This is a genomic window from Portibacter lacus, from assembly GCF_021533215.1.
Taxonomy (GTDB): Bacteria; Bacteroidota; Bacteroidia; order Chitinophagales; family Saprospiraceae; genus Portibacter; species Portibacter lacus.
Map to the genome: position 1 here is coordinate 25059 of NZ_JAJNKA010000022.1, position 17787 is coordinate 42845.

Annotated in this window: 16 protein-coding genes; 14 read left to right on the forward strand and 2 right to left on the reverse strand. The window is 33.3% G+C overall.

The genetic code is table 11. The features are described 5' to 3' along the window. The first annotated feature begins 303 nt into the window (after nt 1-303). From L2586_RS23540 to L2586_RS23580, 9 genes are all read left to right on the forward strand, one after another. A complete protein-coding gene (locus L2586_RS23540; RefSeq protein WP_235295458.1) occupies nt 304-1584 on the forward strand; it encodes a hypothetical protein in 1281 nt (426 codons plus the stop codon). Between the two features lie 309 nt (nt 1585-1893). After that, on the forward strand, nt 1894-3243 hold the full coding sequence (locus tag L2586_RS23545) for an amidohydrolase family protein (protein ID WP_235295459.1): 1350 nt from the start codon (nt 1894-1896) through the stop codon (nt 3241-3243). A 164-nt stretch (nt 3244-3407) separates the two neighbouring features. Further along, nucleotides 3408-4304, forward strand: a complete 897-nt coding sequence (locus L2586_RS23550; RefSeq protein ID WP_235295460.1) for an alpha/beta hydrolase family protein — start codon at nt 3408-3410, stop codon at nt 4302-4304. A gap of 348 nt (nt 4305-4652) precedes the next feature. Further along, nucleotides 4653-6509 carry a T9SS type A sorting domain-containing protein gene (locus L2586_RS23555; RefSeq protein WP_235295461.1) on the forward strand — a complete coding sequence of 619 codons (1857 nt, stop codon included), beginning with the start codon at nt 4653-4655 and terminating at the stop codon, nt 6507-6509. A gap of 267 nt (nt 6510-6776) precedes the next feature. Then, nucleotides 6777-7763: a PDDEXK nuclease domain-containing protein gene (locus tag L2586_RS23560; protein WP_235295462.1), complete on the forward strand. Its 987-nt coding sequence runs from the start codon at nt 6777-6779 to the stop codon at nt 7761-7763. Between the two features lie 88 nt (nt 7764-7851). Continuing rightward, nucleotides 7852-8484: a class I SAM-dependent methyltransferase gene (locus tag L2586_RS23565; RefSeq protein ID WP_235295463.1), complete on the forward strand. Its 633-nt coding sequence runs from the start codon at nt 7852-7854 to the stop codon at nt 8482-8484. An 86-nt stretch (nt 8485-8570) separates the two neighbouring features. After that, nucleotides 8571-9368, forward strand: coding sequence for a hypothetical protein (locus L2586_RS23570; protein WP_235295464.1), 798 nt, complete (start codon nt 8571-8573; stop codon nt 9366-9368). Between the two features lie 155 nt (nt 9369-9523). Further along, nucleotides 9524-9670 carry a hypothetical protein gene (locus L2586_RS23575; protein ID WP_235295465.1) on the forward strand — a complete coding sequence of 49 codons (147 nt, stop codon included), beginning with the start codon at nt 9524-9526 and terminating at the stop codon, nt 9668-9670. A gap of 116 nt (nt 9671-9786) precedes the next feature. After that, nucleotides 9787-10959 carry a serine hydrolase domain-containing protein gene (locus L2586_RS23580; RefSeq protein ID WP_235295466.1) on the forward strand — a complete coding sequence of 391 codons (1173 nt, stop codon included), beginning with the start codon at nt 9787-9789 and terminating at the stop codon, nt 10957-10959. 135 nt (nt 10960-11094) lie between these two features. On the opposite strand, the gene L2586_RS23585 is transcribed toward L2586_RS23580, so the two are convergent. After that, nucleotides 11095-11538, reverse strand: a complete 444-nt coding sequence (locus tag L2586_RS23585) for an SRPBCC family protein (protein ID WP_235295467.1) — start codon at nt 11536-11538, stop codon at nt 11095-11097. A gap of 91 nt (nt 11539-11629) precedes the next feature. On the opposite strand from L2586_RS23585, the gene L2586_RS23590 reads away from it, so the two are divergent. Then, entirely contained in the window at nt 11630-12049 is a 420-nt protein-coding gene (locus L2586_RS23590; RefSeq protein ID WP_235295468.1) for a winged helix-turn-helix transcriptional regulator, read from the forward strand. 80 nt (nt 12050-12129) lie between these two features. Here L2586_RS23590 and L2586_RS23595 read toward each other — a convergent pair whose 3' ends face one another. Further along, nucleotides 12130-12726 (reverse strand): NAD(P)H-dependent oxidoreductase, encoded by a 597-nt coding sequence (locus L2586_RS23595; protein ID WP_235295469.1) that lies wholly within the window; start codon nt 12724-12726, stop codon nt 12130-12132. Nucleotides 12727-12819: 93 nt separating this feature from the next. On the opposite strand from L2586_RS23595, the gene L2586_RS23600 reads away from it, so the two are divergent. The 4 genes from L2586_RS23600 (at nt 12820) to L2586_RS23610 (ending at nt 17389) form a co-directional block, all read left to right on the forward strand. Continuing rightward, on the forward strand, nt 12820-13719 hold the full coding sequence (locus L2586_RS23600) for a LysR family transcriptional regulator (RefSeq protein WP_235295470.1): 900 nt from the start codon (nt 12820-12822) through the stop codon (nt 13717-13719). Between the two features lie 88 nt (nt 13720-13807). After that, complete coding sequence (locus tag L2586_RS24585) at nt 13808-13936, forward strand: hypothetical protein (RefSeq protein WP_262914220.1); 129 nt, start codon at nt 13808-13810, stop codon at nt 13934-13936. Nucleotides 13937-14581: 645 nt separating this feature from the next. Continuing rightward, a complete protein-coding gene (locus L2586_RS23605; protein ID WP_235295471.1) occupies nt 14582-15667 on the forward strand; it encodes a Fic family protein in 1086 nt (361 codons plus the stop codon). Between the two features lie 429 nt (nt 15668-16096). Beyond that, a complete protein-coding gene (locus L2586_RS23610; RefSeq protein ID WP_235295472.1) occupies nt 16097-17389 on the forward strand; it encodes an aminotransferase class V-fold PLP-dependent enzyme in 1293 nt (430 codons plus the stop codon). Nucleotides 17390-17787: the final 398 nt, after the last annotated feature.

Sequence of the window (17787 nt, forward strand, 5' to 3'; positions counted from 1 at the left end):
CTAAATGAAAACCCATAAGTGGAGGTGATACTTATCAATATGCACAAACATAATGATCAAAGTACCATCAAGCCTTAGATTATAGTCTTACACTCAATCATACAAGCAGAATACTAATTAACACTTGCAGACTTATGGAAATAACTGGATTTTAGATTTGTTCTGGTTATCTGTTCCTTTAGTATTTCGTGCAACCTTAATCAAAATTGTGCGAAGTATTACATGAAGTTAATGCTAAATGCAACAGAAACTTAGCAAGGGTAAGTATTATTTTTTTGAATTATTCGCTTAACATAAGGTTTGATGACATGTAGATTTTTGATTGTACTATTATTCAGTTTGTACTTTGTTTTTCTATCAGCACAGAGTGAAAACTATTTGATTTCTTCAGATACAACAATCGCGTCTCTGGGGAACAAGCGTGTAATGGAAGGAAATGTGATGATCAATGGAATAAGTTCAATCGAGGAGTTAAGAAACATTGAAGTAATTCTTGGAGATCTCAAGATAGAAAATCTAGAACTCGAAGAGCATAATACCTATTTTAGTTTGCCATCTTTGAAGCAAGTTGCAGGTAATTTGCTCATTCGGAATATTAATTCACCAGCAACGGTTTTTTTAGATTCTCTTCTTGAGGTAAAGAGCATTGTAATAGAAAATAACGATAGTCTTGAATTTGTTTCATTGCGACGTTTGGAAAGTGTTCAGGGGCATTTGAGCTTGAAAAATAATAATGTTATTGGGAGTCTAAATATAGAAACAGTTGCAAATCTAAAAATGAATGCTGTAGAAATAAAGAACAATCCTAAACTTTATGCATTTTTTCCTCCTAACATAGATGAGATCGACTCTATCGAAATCATCGATAATAGAGGATTAAGAATGCTGGCATGGCCAAGCTTGGTTAAGATTAATAGACATATTGATATTAGCAACTCAGTTACACAAGGTGTAAGTCAATTTCCAAATTTAGAAATTGTTGGGAATTATGTTAGACTTGAAAATATTCCATTGGGTGCTTTTATCAAATTTGAAAACTTAAGAATAATAGGAACAGGAAACAAAGAATCGGATAGCGGTTTAATAATCTCAGATATTGCTAAGTTGCATTCTATTGAACTACCAGAATTGGTAGATATCAATGGTGAATTAAGCATTATTAATACTCAAAACAGTCATTTCGTAGCCGTTAAAATGCCAAAATTGGAACAGATAAATTCTCTGAAAATAGTCAATAATGCTCATTTTGAAGATCTCGATTTTCTCCGATCTATAAAATCTATCTCCGATTCTGTAGTGATTAAGGGGAACGAAAAATTATCTTCCTGTCGCTTGCCCTTTATATGTAGTCTCGACGATAACGTCTTGGAAAATCAATTAACAATTGCAAATAATCTTGACTGTTGCGTAGATATCAAAAGTCTGAGAGAAGAATGTGAAGAAAAGTGCTGTCCGGATTCTTCTACTTATATTTTTGACCAATGTGATGTTTTTATTTACAAAACTGATGCAGGTGAATGCTATGAAATAAATATAGATGCTAATGGGAAACCCCAACTAAAAAAGGTCAGCTGTCCTGATTAAAAAATGAAATTGGAAAAGGACCAGAAAGAACGGGAGTTACCGCAATATTTCTAAAAGAATTAGTTAGAAAAATTTAGTCCTTTTTATGCAATCTAGTAGAGCCTAAATGCAAGGAAGAAATAACAAGAAGAACTTGAGTAACCGAATCAGGTTTTCTGAACTTGCATCCTCTATAATAATTCGCTATCTTTCTAGTAGCCAAAAATGTCAGGCACGTACACGCAGTGATAACGATTATGTTTCGTTCGTCAGCACGTCGATTGCCACGCAAGCGATGTTGGCGTATATAAATAATCTTAAGACATTAATATGGATAAATTGAAGAATATTTACGCACTGTTAATTTTCATAATTGTTATTCCAAACAGCAAAGCTCAGACAAATAACTCTGAATCGACTGCATTTACAAATATTACATTAATAGATGTGGAAAACTCTAAGTCATTAGAGAATATGACAATCATCATTAGTGATGATAAAATAACATCAGTTTTCCCGAGCAATTCTCAGCAAATTCCAACCAGTGCTGAAATTGTCGATATGGCAAATCATTATATTATTCCTGGTCTTATAGACGGGCATGTTCATCTTTTTGCAAATCAAAATAGAACTGCTGATTTAGAAAAACTTCTTTTTTCTGGGGTTACCTCTTTAAGGGACATGGGTGGCGATGTCAGAGTTTATCAGGAACTTAATCAGAAGATTGCAAATGGATCAATAAAATCTCCCAATATATATTATTCCGCAACCTTCTTTGGTCCCGAATTCTTAGTAGATCCACGTACAAAATTTGCAAACAAAGGCATTAATGCAGGAGAAGCGCCCTGGATGAGAGTTGTCCACGATAGTACAAACCTGAAAGAGGTAATTTCTGAGGCAAAGGAATTCGGAGTAACTGGAATTAAAGCCTATGCTTCTATTTCTCCTGATTTACTAAAAGTCATATCTGAAGAAGCTCATAGGCAAGGATTAAAAGTGTGGAGTCATGCAGCTATTTTTCCTAGTAAACCAAGTGATGCTGTAAATGCAAAAGTGGATGCTATTTCTCATGGTGTGGGAATGATAGTAGAACAGGCAGAAACAGTTCCTAACTCATTTCATAATGCGGTACGTAACTTTATACCAGTTCAAGATTTTGAAAATGCAGACGTCTTATCTCAGGATTATGTGGATTTACTCCAGTCAATGAAAGCAGAGGGAACCATCTTCGAACCAACTATCTCAGCTTGGAAAAAAGTCCAATCCAAAAATCAGGATGGTAAAATGAATGAAAATAAAATAAGCCCAAAAAGCAATATGCCACCAGCGATCAAATTGAATATTCCGGCTATGAATAAATGGGTTAATAACATTACTAATGCTGCCTATCTTAATGGGGTTACCATTTCAGCCGGAACGGACTTTACGCGAACTATAAAGTGGGTTCAGGATGAGATTCGATTTCTTGTTGAATCTGGTCTCACTGAAATTGACGCCATCAAAGCAGCAACGTTGAATAATGCTATCGTGATTGGAATTGAAAAAACTCATGGCTCAATTTCCGTAGGCAAGCAAGCAGATTTTGTAATTCTTACGGAAAATCCATTAGAAAATATTGAAAACCTCAGAAGTGTGAAAACAGTTTATAAAAACGGAAAACGATATTCGGTCGAAGAATAAACTAAAGTGAATGACAATTACATTTATGAAGTATCTAAGTAGAAGCGATTTGCAATACAGATGGAAAGCCAAGCTAATCCAGAGACTTAAATGGATAAAAAAAACGGAGACAAAAAATATTGACGTTCTAGATGAGTGACTTCCTAAGAATAAGTATAACCACTATGAAAATAACCTTAACCACCTTACTATTAACCATTTGGGTTAGTTTTGTATTTGGTCAAAATGGGAAACTATTGTCTAAGACTTTAATTGACATTAGTACTACTAAATATTGGTACCAATTTTCAAATAACGATACCTTGGCAACCGAATACAAATATTTAGAGCACCTTAGCTTTTATGCTATCACCTACCAAAGTGACGATGCAATAGTCAAAGGAATAACCGTAGAACCTAACAAAGAAGGAGTCTTCCCTGTAGTGATTTTTAACAGAGGAGGAAATGCAGATTTTGCCGAATTAGATGTTTCGACATTAATCTATTTCACAGCTAAATTAGCTGCGCAAGGCTATCTTGTTATTGCTAGTAATTATCGAAAACAAGAAGAGTATGGAGGGGAAGATATCAATGATGTTTTATATCTAACAGAAACAATAAAAGAAATCAATAAGGCTGATACGAGCAGAATTGGAATGTTTGGATGGTCGAGAGGAGGATTAATGACTTATTTAGCATTACAAAATACCGATAGAATAAAAACAGCGATCGTAGGTAATGGTCCATCAGATTTATTCAAAATAGCAGAATCTAGACCATTATTAGAAGAAAAAGTATTTGCCAATTTTATACCGAACTATTGGAAAAATAAAGAAGCAGAATTAAAAAAGCGCTCTGTTGTGTATTGGGCTGACGAATTAAGTAAGCAAAGTAGTCTGCTAATATTATGTGGAACAGAAGACCGGAGATGTCCTTATGAACAGGCAGTAAATATTTCGCATCTTTTGGAAGAAATAGAATATGACCATGTTCTGATGAAATTCGAAACGGATCACACGTTTACAGGTAAGAAAGAGGAATTGAGTATAGAGGTCATCAAATGGTTTAATAATCGGTTATGAAAATAGCTGATGACACTGTCTATAGCAATAGGAGAGAAGTGAGCGCTCCATCGCAACCCTTCTCTTATTATTCCCCGTTAGTGTAGTGGGTTGCGTTTTTTATGCTGAATAATAAATTCGATGAAGGATATTTAATTTAGATTTTTTTAATGGTCAATGTTTTAATGGTCGACTAATAACTTAGCTTATGGACACTATTAGATTTGTAGAAGTATTGAGAAAGTTAAAATGATTTATATTAAATTGTGGGTAGATGAGTGAGTTATCTCTCAGAAAATCTAAAAACCAACAAATTGTTGAATGTTACGAAAATATGGTATATTTTAATTAGAAGTAAAAACACAACCAATGATCATTGAACATTTTAGATTGATTGCTAGATCTGGCCTCCTCATGATTTTCATAAGCTTCAACTTATCAATCTCTGCAGAAGATTACGACCTATCGAATTCGTACTTCAACCACCTTTCTAAAGTCAATAAAGAATGGTTTAAGCATAGAGATGTTTGTCCTCAAGGTACCATTTCTTTTAGTTCAGATACTGACAGGATTCAACTACACCTCAATTTGGTGATTCAACAGCTCAAATCTATTAGGCCGAGAAGACTAAATTCTGCACAAATTGCGAACCGTTTGTTTTTACTAGATGGATTACAGCAATATGTGGACAAAAAAATCTTTCCTATAAATAAATACCATGTTAATAGGCAACCATATTTTGTAGATAATCTTGGAACAAATTGTGCCGTTGGACAAATGATTTATCTTTCTGGTGACCACCAACTGTTAGCCAAAGTCAGCAAGGATCATAACTACGATTATATTGAAAATATCAGCACTGATGGGCTTAAGGAGTGGGCAACTGAATTTGGATTCACTTTAGAAGAGCTTAAATGGATTCAACCTGCTTATATGCCAATAGCAAATATGGAACAAGTTCTTGGAGGCACAAACGGGAGTGTCAATAAGATAGAATTTAACTATTGGGACGAAAGCCTAACGATTGCAGGCGACTTCACTGAGTTGAATAACTTACCCTGCGTAAATATCGGAGTTTATTTAGATGATCAACTTAATTGCTTGGGTACTGGGGTCGATGGAACAATTAATGATATTATTCATCTATCAGGAGTCATTTACGTTTTTGGTGAACTGAATTACAATGGAGAAATATACGCTGGAGCAATGTATGATGGCTCCTCTTGGATTTATCTAAATATACCAAACAGAGAGGGCGCTATATGTACATCTGCGAATCAAGGTGGTGTAGGATATCAATTTGAAATGGCGATAAGTCATAACTCCATTCCAGGACAACAAGAGATTTGGCATTTTCTTGAAGATAATACTTGGGAGAAAAAAGCCATGGTAAAAGGGGTGATTTTGGATATTATTGGAAGTAGCTATGGAAGGGTCCATGTTGGTCATTTAGACTCCGTAATAGTGTATGATTCTAATAATGAAATTGATACTTCTCTTACTGTGAATAATGTGCTATTTAAAGCAAATTATTCTGATCTCTGGTTTGGAATTAGTGATGATATCAGTGATACAGTAAACGTTGTGGTAAATATAGGTGGCGCGATAATTTTTGGAGGAACATGCAGCAATCAAGTTGATTTAAATACGATATGTATAAGTAGATATTTTAATTCAACATTACAACCATTATATGTGAATGATTACGGAAACGATTCTTATTCGATTAATACAATCGCTTATGATTCAGGAAACAAATTCGTATTTGGGGGTGACTTTGATTATTCGCTTGGATTAACAAATGGAAGTCATCTTGCAACCTACGACATAGTTAGCAATCGTATTGAACCCATTGCGATTTTTGATAAAGCAGTGAACACTCTATCATACTTAGATAGTGAACTATTTATTGGGGGTAGTTTTCAAACAAATTTGGATGTTCATAGTATTAATTTTTTAGCAAGGCAAAGAGCCTCTGTCGGAGTAAGTGATTTAGCATCCGATGAGGAATTCGATATTTATCCTAACCCATTCACAACATCGATACACTTGGATGGAGTTGAAAATGGAATAGTTTATTCGATATTAAGTTTTGATGGACGACATCTTAAAAGTGGCCAAGTAATGAATGAAACAATAAATGATCTTGATTTCCTACGTAGTGGATTTTTTTTACTGCGCTTAGAATCGTCAGATGGCTTTATAGTTAAGAAAATAATTAAGTGACCAACTGTTAATTGTTAAATAGAATAATTTATGATCTAAATTAAAATTATGAAAATAATAAATAACAATAAAAGCAAAGAAGAAATCCGAGAGATAACAGGATGCGATCTCGGAATACTGCGCTATCGCTTGTACTCCGGATGCATCAGAACCGTTCTACTCCATTAAAAGACATTATCACATTAAAATGATTTCAATATCTTCGTATGAATATAATTGCAAATCCAATTCATGAAAGATATACAGAACACAGATCATCAAGAACTTTTGGATGAATTGATCAATCTGGTAGAAAATACCAAATCTTATGTTGTTTCATACGCGAACAGTTCACTGACAATTCTATTCTGGAAAATCGGGAATAAAGTTTTAAACAGTACACTTCAAAATTCAAGAGCTGAATATGGAAAGCAAATTGTCGCGACAGTATCACGACAATTAGAATCTAAATTCGGGAGGAATTATGAAGAAAAGAATCTTAGAAGAATGATCCAATTTGCTCAACAATTTAGCGATTTTGAAAAAGTCGTTACACTGTCACGACAATTGTCATGGTCTCATTTTTTAAGCCTTATTCCTATCAAATCAGTAGATTCGAGAACTTTTTATGCAATTCAATCAATTGAGAATGGATACAGTGTACGAGAATTGAGAAAACAAATTGCTAAAAAATCCTTCGAAAGAAGCAATAATGCCGACCTCCAACTAACAAAAACTTCAAACCAATATAAAGGAATTTTTAAAGATCCATATTTACTTGACTTTCTAGAACTCAAAGATGGCTATCTAGAATATGATTTAGAAAAAGCAATTCTCAAAGAATTAGAACACTTCATTTTAGAATTAGGAAATGGCTTTTCATTTATAGAGAGACAAAAAAGAATGATAATTGACGGAGAAGACTTCTATCTTGACTTACTCTTTTACCATCGAAGACTTAAAAGGTTGGTAGCAATTGAATTGAAAATCGGGAAATTTAAAGCACAACATAAAGGCCAAATGGAATTGTATTTAAAATGGTTGGATAAATATGAGAAAGAAGAAGATGAAGAACCTCCAATTGGATTAATACTATGTGCTGAAGCGAGTAAAGAACAAATAGAACTCCTTCAAATGCATAAAGATGGAATAATGGTTGCGGAATATTGGACGGAATTGCCACCTAAAAAAGTGTTAGAAGATAAATTACATCAATCTTTAATGGAAGCACGCGAGCGTATAAAAAGAAAAGAAATAAGAAACAAAACAACGTAGTAGAACAGGCCGAGATCACTGAAGACTTCCTTCGGTCGTCCTCAGGATTCAGCTAATCCGCGCAATCTGCAATTAGAAAAAGAAGATTATGAAATGGTATGACGTATTTTCAAATATTTATGACTCTTCATTAGAGAAACTATACTTTAAAAGTAGAGTAAGGGCAATTGAATTATTGGACTTAAAATCAGGACAGAATCTTATTGATATTGCTTGTGGAACAGGAGCCAATTTTAAGCATATAAAAGCGACCAATGAAGAATTAGAAATTTACGGGACTGACTTTTCAGAAGGAATGCTGAGAAAAGGGCAATCTCTTATTAAGAAAAATAACTGGAATGATATTACATTATTTCAAGCAGATGCAAGAGAATTGACTCCAGAGTTCATTAAAAAACAGATTAATAAGGATTTAAGTTTTGATAGAATTATTTGTGTATTAGGGCTTTCTGTTATTCCTGAATGGGAGGTAGTTTTAGATAAGATGCTTGATATATTAAAAGAAAACGGGAGAATTGTGATTGTGGATGTCTTTGCAGAAAAAAGAAACTTCAATACTTGGTTGGTTGAAAAAATTGCAAAAGCAGATTTGAATCGAAAAATATGGCAAACACTTGAGAAGAAGACAACTAATTTTCATTATGAATATCTACCTGTTAAAGAGAATAAAGTAGGAGGCAAATTATTTGTAGCTACAGGAATAAAAAGTAAAAGGCGCTAACACCGTATATGAAATCATAGCCGCTTATAGGTAGGCTACGCCTCATTTACTGACCGTTGTGTTACATTATAACAAACCATTGACCAATGATAAAAATCTTTAGAAAAATTCGCCAAAAACTAATCTCTGAAAATAAATTCAGCAAATATCTAATCTATTCGATTGGCGAAATAGTTCTTGTTGTTATTGGAATTTTAATAGCACTACAGATTAACAATAAAAATGATGAAAGAAAAGCTGAAGAAAGTGTAAAAAAATTTTATAAAGCCACTATTCTGGATTTAGATGAGGCTTCTAATGCCACGAAAACACAACTAAATTGGTTTGAAATATACCAAGACTTAAATTTTACTCTCTACGAGCAGTCAAGAAAACAAATCCCAGATGATTCAACTTTAAATATTAATTTATTGATTTGGACACATTCATTTAGATCATTAATAACTGATAATTATGAATCAAAATTTGACCAAATTAATAATGCCAAAATTCAAGAACTGTTTAGGGATATATTATGGAGAGAACAATTGGTGGTAGAAGCAATTGAAGAATGGAATTTAATGAAAATCGGTACATTACGACCATTCTTTTTTAAGAAAAACATTAACAATGTGGATGAATCGTTCAGTGCCGAACGATATAAATTCATTATGTATGAAGTAGAATTGTTAGATAGAGATCAATTGATTGCTCAATATAACACATCGGAATTCAACCAAATACTCTACGAATTAAGACATAAAACATCCTGGGCGATAGAATGTTTTAAGGGACTTGAAGCGTCTAATCAAAATTTAAAATTGGCACTTGAATACTACCTTGAGGGAGATTATCTAAATCTTAATGAAATCAAGGCGTTAAAATATTATATGAAAGATGAATAAATAAGTCAAAAAAATAACGAGAGCACAACTTTAGGTAGATTGTGCATTACGTTTGCTTCGCAGCGCACGTCGTCTACCATTGCACGTTACCTATAAGTCCAAATCAATAAATATACACCGATATAAATTTTAGATCATAATATTAACTTTGGGTTATGGACAGCACTGAAATAGTTCCATATGAATTAGGTCATAACCAATCAAAAATTGATGATCAAACCGTTTGGTTAAGCCAAGATCGAATGGTTGATCTTTTCAATAATACTAAACAGAATATCAGGTTCTTCCTGAATGTGAATTAATCATTGTCCTAAAGTTATACATATGAAGCAATACGTATAATGGATTATAAGTTCTTCAACACTGTTTTCATTAACGCTATTAATTCATAAGTTTATACCCATTAAACATTAAAACGATGAAAACAACTCTAAGTAAAACCAAATCACTAACCTTTTCCATTCTATTTGCAATTGTTCTAATTGGTTGTAACCCACAAAATAAAGACAAAGAGTCTATCATTGACCTTCAAAAAGGAAGTTCCCAGAATGTCCATTCCGCTGTGATTGATTCTATTCATTCAGAAATAAAGCACGGGGAATATGGACTAATTGACCGCTTTATGCTCATACAAAATGAAGAGTTATTGGCAGATTATGCATACGAACAGGACTATGAAACCATTGTTCAGAAATATGACACAACCAATCGTCAATACAATTTCAACAATACGAGTTGGCACCCTTACTACAAGAAAAGTGAATTGCACACCCTTCAATCTGTAACCAAAAGTATCACCTCAATTCTTCTCGGTATTGCGTTGGATTTGAATGAAGAATACGATGTAAGCGACAAAGCAATGCCTTTGTTGACCGGCTATAATACATCCTTTCCCGATACACGAAAACAAAATATAACGATAGAGGATTTGCTGACCATGAGAAGTGGATTACAATGGAATGAAGAAACTGATCATAATGACAATACTAATGACTGTTTTATACTAGAATCAAGTGACAACTGGGTAGAATATGTATTGAGTAAACCTATGGATACCATGCCAGGAACCCAATTTGTGTATAATGGTGGAGCAACTGTGCTGCTAGGAGAAATCATTAGAACCATCACAGGCAAACGAATAGACGCTTGGGCAGAAGAAAAATTATTTGAGCCACTCGGCATTACCGAATACTATTGGAAAGAAACGCCTAATGGAGAAATTGATACAGAAGGAGGTTTGTATCTTAAGGCAGAAGACTTGGCTAAAATTGGTACGTTAATGCTGAATGACGGAAAATGGAATGGAGAACAAATTGTTTCTGAAAGCTGGGTTAAAGTTTCGACCAGCCCGGTTGTCCATGCTAACGACAAAAGCAAAAGAGGATATGGTTATCAATGGTGGGTTCCTGAACATTCAGAAGGGGAAAGTAAAATTTATGGAGGAAACGGATATGGAGGACAGTATGTAATGGTATCACCTGAATACAATTTAATCATCGTCTTTAACGGCTGGAATATAAATGATAAACCAGAAAAATCAACATGGAGAGTTTTGCAAGACAGAATAATTCCTATACTTAAGAATAAGTAAGATAGATTTTTTTAATGGTCAATGTTTTAAGGGCGATTTATAACTTAGCTTATGGACACAATCAGATTTATAGAAGTATTGAGAAAGTAGGGTGTTTTATATTAAATTGTGGGTAGATGAGTGAGTTGTGGGTAATTAAGACAAATGTGGCATTCCTTTTCCAGTTTCAACAAAACTTTTGAGACTTTGAGTAACAAACCTTTCCCAAGCAGGCCAACATATTTCGTAACAATTTAATTCTGGAACGAGTCCATTATGAGCAAAATTTAAAATGGTTTCATTTTGACTTTTCTCTTCCAAATTCCATTCAACGTTTGTTCCAATCCATTCCCCTTCAATTCCATCATAACCAGTATGAATATGCTTTGCATCAATACATTGCCAAACAATTCTCGAATTCGACTTAAATTCTAAAATTTTAAATTTCCAAAAAGTTTTATCAAAACTTGTCGTAAACTCATCATCTAATTTTGATACGACAGAATTGGTGTTACCCCACCATTCTTGAACTGATTGGGTTATTGCATTAAATATAGCTTCTGAACTTGCTTTAATTGAAACACTTGTTGCATAAGACATAGATTTTATTTTTAATTAGCACTTGCATTTTACAAGTGCTAATATATAAAAGAACTTTTATTATGCAAGTGCTTTTTTGTAACTTTGAAAAATGGAAGGACAAAAAAGAAGGTCAGATTGCCCAATAACATTATCTCTGGACATTTTCGGAGATAAATGGACTCTGTTAATTCTGCGCGATTTTATTTTTTTTGACAATCGGCACTTCAATCAATTGGTGAGTATAGAAAGTATATCAACAAATATTCTTACAGATAGACTTAATAGACTCTTAAAAAACGGAATTATTAAAAAAGAAGTTGATTTAAATAATAGGTCTGCCTATTTGTATTCCTTGACAAAAAAAGGTCTTGACCTTGTTCCTATTGTTATGGATATATATCGTTGGGGTGCCAAGTATACCGAAAAGAATAATGCGGAAAAGGGTTTCAAAAAGAAGATAGATTCTGATTACGATAAAACAGTTGAAGAAATAAAAAATAGATTAATAACTACCCACAACATTGCATGACCATGCCAGAGTCAGCTATCGCTCGACTCCGTCAGGTATGCTTTTCCGTTATACTGCTTTTTCGAACCGAATCCAGATAATTACAAATTATTCATTAAATCATTTAAAAAAGTACTGTACTTATCCAATTCAAAAGGAACATCTGCATTTTTTTCCATATCGTGAAAATGATGTGTTGCTAATAATTCCATTCCTGTAAATGCATTCATTCTGTGAAATCCAAACATAACACCTTCATCTACACTTTTTTGATTAAAAAATTCATTTTCTAATGTAAATGCGGTTTTGGGTGCATTCCAACTTGTAGTAAGTATATATTTCTTTCCGTGCATTAAACCACCAGTTCCATAATTGATGTTTGGATTTTTTCTACTTCTTCCGTCACTTACATAAATTCCATTTTGATGACCTTCCGTAAAAACTTCATCTATATATTTTTTAAACCCAAAAGGTAATTGAAACCACCAAATTGGAGTATGATAAATCACTATATCTGCCCACTTAAATTTTTCTACTTCTTCTTTTACCTCATAATTTTCACCTACTTGAGTAAATTTTACTTCAAATTCTTCAAGCTTATCAAAATATGAAATAGTATTAGTGAAAAGTGTTTCATTAAATCTTCCACCAGAATGCGCAAATGGATGACTTCCATTAATTATAAATATTTTTTTCATTTGTCTCTTATTTTATTTGAGGCAAAATTATAGCAATATTTATTATTGTAAAAATAATACAAATCATACCTTTGTATAAATATTTTAATAGCTATGGTGAATTTAGAATGGTACAGAACATTTAAAGAAATATATGAAAACGGAACTTTAACTAAAGCTTCTATTGCTTTATATGCTTCCCAACCCGGAGTTAGTGTACACTTGAATGCACTGGAAGCTTATGTTGGCAAAAAACTATTTGAACGTACTTCGAGAAAAATGATTCCAACAGAAGACGGGAAATTTTTATATGAATATATTATTGAATCTTTAGAAAAGCTTGAAATAGCAGAACAGCATTTTAAGAAAACAACACAAGAAAAAAATCCATCTCTCAACATTGGAATGTGTTCTGAAATGTTTCAACTTATTATTGAGCCCGAAATTCCCAAACTAGACTTTGACCTAGTAGCTAGATTTGGCGCACATACGGATTTAATAAAAGACCTAAACAATGGCATTTTGGATTTAGTAATAACACCTAAAAGACAGAATGAAAAAAAATCACTAGTTGAGTATACTCCGTTTTCCAAAGAAAGAATCGTTTTAATAGCAGGAAATAAAACGAATATAACTAAAATACAAAAACACATTAAATCGAAAAATTTAAGGAATTTGGAAGACGAACTACTTCAAAATGTTTGGTATAGTTCATCAAACGAAATGGAACATTTCAGACGTTTTTGGTTTGAGAATTTTAATAAGAAACCCGCTTTCAAGCCAAACTATATTTTACCGAATATTACTTCTATTATAAGATGTTTAAACAATGGAAACGGTCTTGCATTAGTTCCAGATTTTTTATGTCAAGAGCAAATTTTAAGAAACCAAATAACTTTAGTTTGGGAAGGAAAAGTAAAAACGGAAAATACCTTATATTTTGCATCAAGAACAGATTTGAAATACAAAAAAGAATTAGATACAATTAAGAATATTTTTACATCAAAAATGTAATGAATGCAGTACAAGAAGCGATGAGAAAACCATAAATTTAAGATGACCTTGTGGGGCCGATTCGATATACTATAGAATAATAAATGATATGGTTGAAATTATGAATATAATTGGAAATCAAGATTTCAAATCTGCTGCAGGCACAAAGTTTTTTGGCGGATTAAAAAATGAAATTGAAACCATATTAATTGAAATTGAACAAGAAATTAATAAATAACGAAAGCACAACATCTTACATAAACAAGGGCTTGGTCAGTCGACCCTTGGAAATTCAGCAATATTTTCCATAGCCAGTTTTTATTTAGAGAGGTTCGTGACGAAACGCGCCACAGTTCATTTACATAAACGCTAATGAGAATTCTTTTTACACTATCTACCTTTAAATAATGCGCTAACAAAATAGTAATAGTCCGTTATTTACCCATGTGTGTTAAAAACTGACAATGGTGGGTTCCTGAACACTCAGAAGGGAAAAGTAAAATTTATGGAGGAAACGGATATGGCGGACAGTATGTAATGGTAGCGCCTGAATACAATTTAATCATCGTCTTTAACGGCTGGAATATAAATGATAAACCAGAAAAATCAACATGGAGAGTTTTGCAAGACAGAATAATTCCTATACTTAAGAATAAGTAAGATGGATTTTTTTAATGGTCAATGTTTTAATGGTCGACTAATAACTTAGCTTATGGACACAATTAGACTAGTAGAAGTATTGAGGAAGTTGGAGTGATTTATATTAAATTGTGGGTAGATGAGAGCGTTAGACTTAATTGGATAATCACCAGCATGTACCAATATGCACCATCATGCATCAATGTGTACCAAATTTGCTATATTTGTCGCATAAAGAATTAACATGGGACAAGGAGCACCATATAAATTATCCAAACTTCCTCCAGAAAGAGATAAAGTTGAAACAATTAAAATATTAAGAAGTGCTGCAAAAGCATCTTTAGCCATTGCCGAACTTAAGGGAATAGCACAAACAATTCCCAATCAAAAGATGCTTATAAACGCTGTTGTTTTACAGGAAGCAAAAGACAGCTCTGAAATAGAGAATATAATTACAAGTACAGATGAGCTTTATGAGGCATTAACCTCCAACAAAACTCAAATTAAATCTGAAATAAAAGAGGTTGTCAATTATAGACGATCTATATTCCTTGGCTATGAAATTGTACAAAAACAAGGATTTATCAGAGTAAATGATATAATCAAAATCCAACAAGATCTTATCGAAAACAATGCAGGAATTAGTTCAACTCCAGGAACAGTTCTGAAAAATGATCAAACTGGTGAGGTAGTTTATACTCCTCCTCAGGACAAACAGGAGATTGAGGAATTATTAACAAATTTCATAAATCACTTCAACGAACCAGAGTCAGAATTATCACCCTTAATCAATCTCGCAATACTGCATTATCAATTCGAAAGCATACACCCTTTCTACGATGGAAATGGAAGAACTGGAAGAATTATGAATATCCTTTATCTGATACTAAACGATTTATTAGAGATTCCTATCCTTTATTTAAGTTCTTATATCATTAAAAATAAAGGTGATTATTATCGACTTCTAAACGCTGTGAACAAGAGTGAAGAATGGGAAAATTGGATTCTTTATATTTTAAAAGCAGTAGAAGTTACATCAAAACAAACAATTGCTCAAATCCAATCGATTCGAGAACTACTAAAATCAACAATTTCGCAAGTCAAAAAAAATGCTCCGAAAATCTATTCAAAAGAATTAGTTGAGAATATCTTTGAACAACCTTACACCAAAATTGAATATATCACGAGCAAATTAGGTGTTGAGCGAAAAGCCGCATCCAGATACTTGAGAAAACTAAAAGAAATTGGAATATTAGAAAGTAAAAAAGTTGGTAAAGAAGTCATATATATTAATAAAGAACTAATTACCCTACTTAAGAAAAGTCACTAAGTCTAACAGGATGCGATCTCGGAATACGCCGCTATCGCTTGTACTCAGGATGCAGCAGAGCCGTTAGCTATCCGTTGTTTTTTATAATAAATATAAGCCCTCTTCTGAAGAAGATTTATATTTCCCTTCTTAGGTCCGTATTGCCTGAATTTTCGGAATTTGGAAGTATTTCAGCCAAGCTGAATGAAGCTATTGTACCTTACTGTAGTTTAGCATTGGGGAGTTTCATGTCCGAGTTACCCGAAGGTAGTATTCACACAATCTTGTTGCATTTCTACTGGGTCGTTTTGAAGAAAGTATTTGATGAAGATAAACAGGAACTATATCATGAAAGCCAAATGTCGTCATCCAATTTGTTATTGAAGAGTTTTAGTAATATTTGAGATAAATTTTATTTAAATTTAGACTCCACCAAAAAATCAAAAACAAATGGACAGACGTAACTTTCTTTTTAAAGCAGGGTACACTATAGGTGCTGCTTCTGTACTTCCTACGATAGGAAACCGCTTAACTAAAACTGCTACACTCGAAAAATGGGATGCTGTAAGAGCAGATTTTCAGCTCAATACTGACAAAATTCAGATGGCGCAATTCTTACTAGCATCTCATCCTTCTAAAGTTCGAAAAGCAATTGATACCCATCGTATGGGATTAGATGAAAACACAGTTGAATATTTACATCATAACGAAATAACTAAAGAAGAAGAAGTTCTAGAAGCTGCTGCAAAATATCTTGAATCTAGTCCCGATGAGATTGCGTTAACAGATAGCACTACAATGGGCTTGGCAATCTTATATTCAGGCTTAAAGTTAAAACCAGGGGACGATATTCTAACCACTACGCATGATCATTATTCGACAGAAAAAGCATTAGAGTTTGCTGCAGAACGAAATGGAGCAACGATAAGACAAGTGGTGCTTTATAAAAATCCTGCAGAGACCAGCAAAGATGAGGTATTAATGAATCTCAAAAAAGCCATCCTTCCTAAAACTCGAATCGTTGCAGTTACCTTTGTTCATTCCAGTACAGGTGTTAAATTACCCATAAAGGAAATGTCAGCAGTAATTAAAGAAGCCAATAAATCTAGAGCTGAATCAGACCGAATTTTTTTTTGTGTAGACGGAGTGCATGGATTTGGTGTTGAGAACATTACGGTAGCTGAATTAGGCTGTGATTTCTTAGCGGCTGGTACTCATAAATGGCTTTTTGGGCCTAGAGGAACAGGTATACTTTGGGCAAAAAAGGATGCATGGCATATGGTGAACCCGATTATTCCACCATTTAGTATAGCTTATCCTATGTGGATGGGAGTAATGCCAGAAGAAGAGTTGAGTTTTAATTCCAAGATAACACCAGGAGGATTTCATTCTTTTGAACATCGGTGGGCATTAAAAGAGGCTTTTGAATACCATTTGGAGATTGGTAAAAAAGAAATACAAAATCGTACGCATGCACTAAATACGATGATGAAAGAAGGGATGCGAAATATTAAACATGTACATCTTCACACTCCACTATCGAATTCGCTTTCATCAGGAATTAATAGTTTCGAGGTAAAGGGTATGGATGCAGAAAAGGTCATACAGAAACTTCATAAAATTAATATTATCGGAAGTACTACTCCATATAAAACGATTTATGCTCGCTTAACTCCTTGTATTATCAATACAGAAGAGGAAGTGAAACAATGTATCCGTGCACTGGAAAAAATTAATGATTAAAGTTACATCCTAGATTAGAAATTTAGCTTAGAGGTGGATTGGTTTTTACGGAGTAATTAATGAACGATCAACAATTCTAAAAAAAACTAGGAATAAAAACATAGAACCTTTAAATATAACCGGGTTACGTTTCCAGACAGCACTTTCAAGAATCTGAAAGCTGGTTAAAAATTATTCGTAGTACTTTTGGAGCAGAAATACTAGAAGAAGATTTCTAGAAAATCAAGCAGGCATTAAGGGATATTTAGTATTATATACCGAAAGAATAGGGTCTGTCATTAGGACACATCTTTTTATATATTATAAATTTTTTATATATTTAGTGAGGACTAAAAAGTATAAATAATGAAAACTACATCTTCTACTAGTCTCTATGGTGACAAGAGATTAGAAAAAAA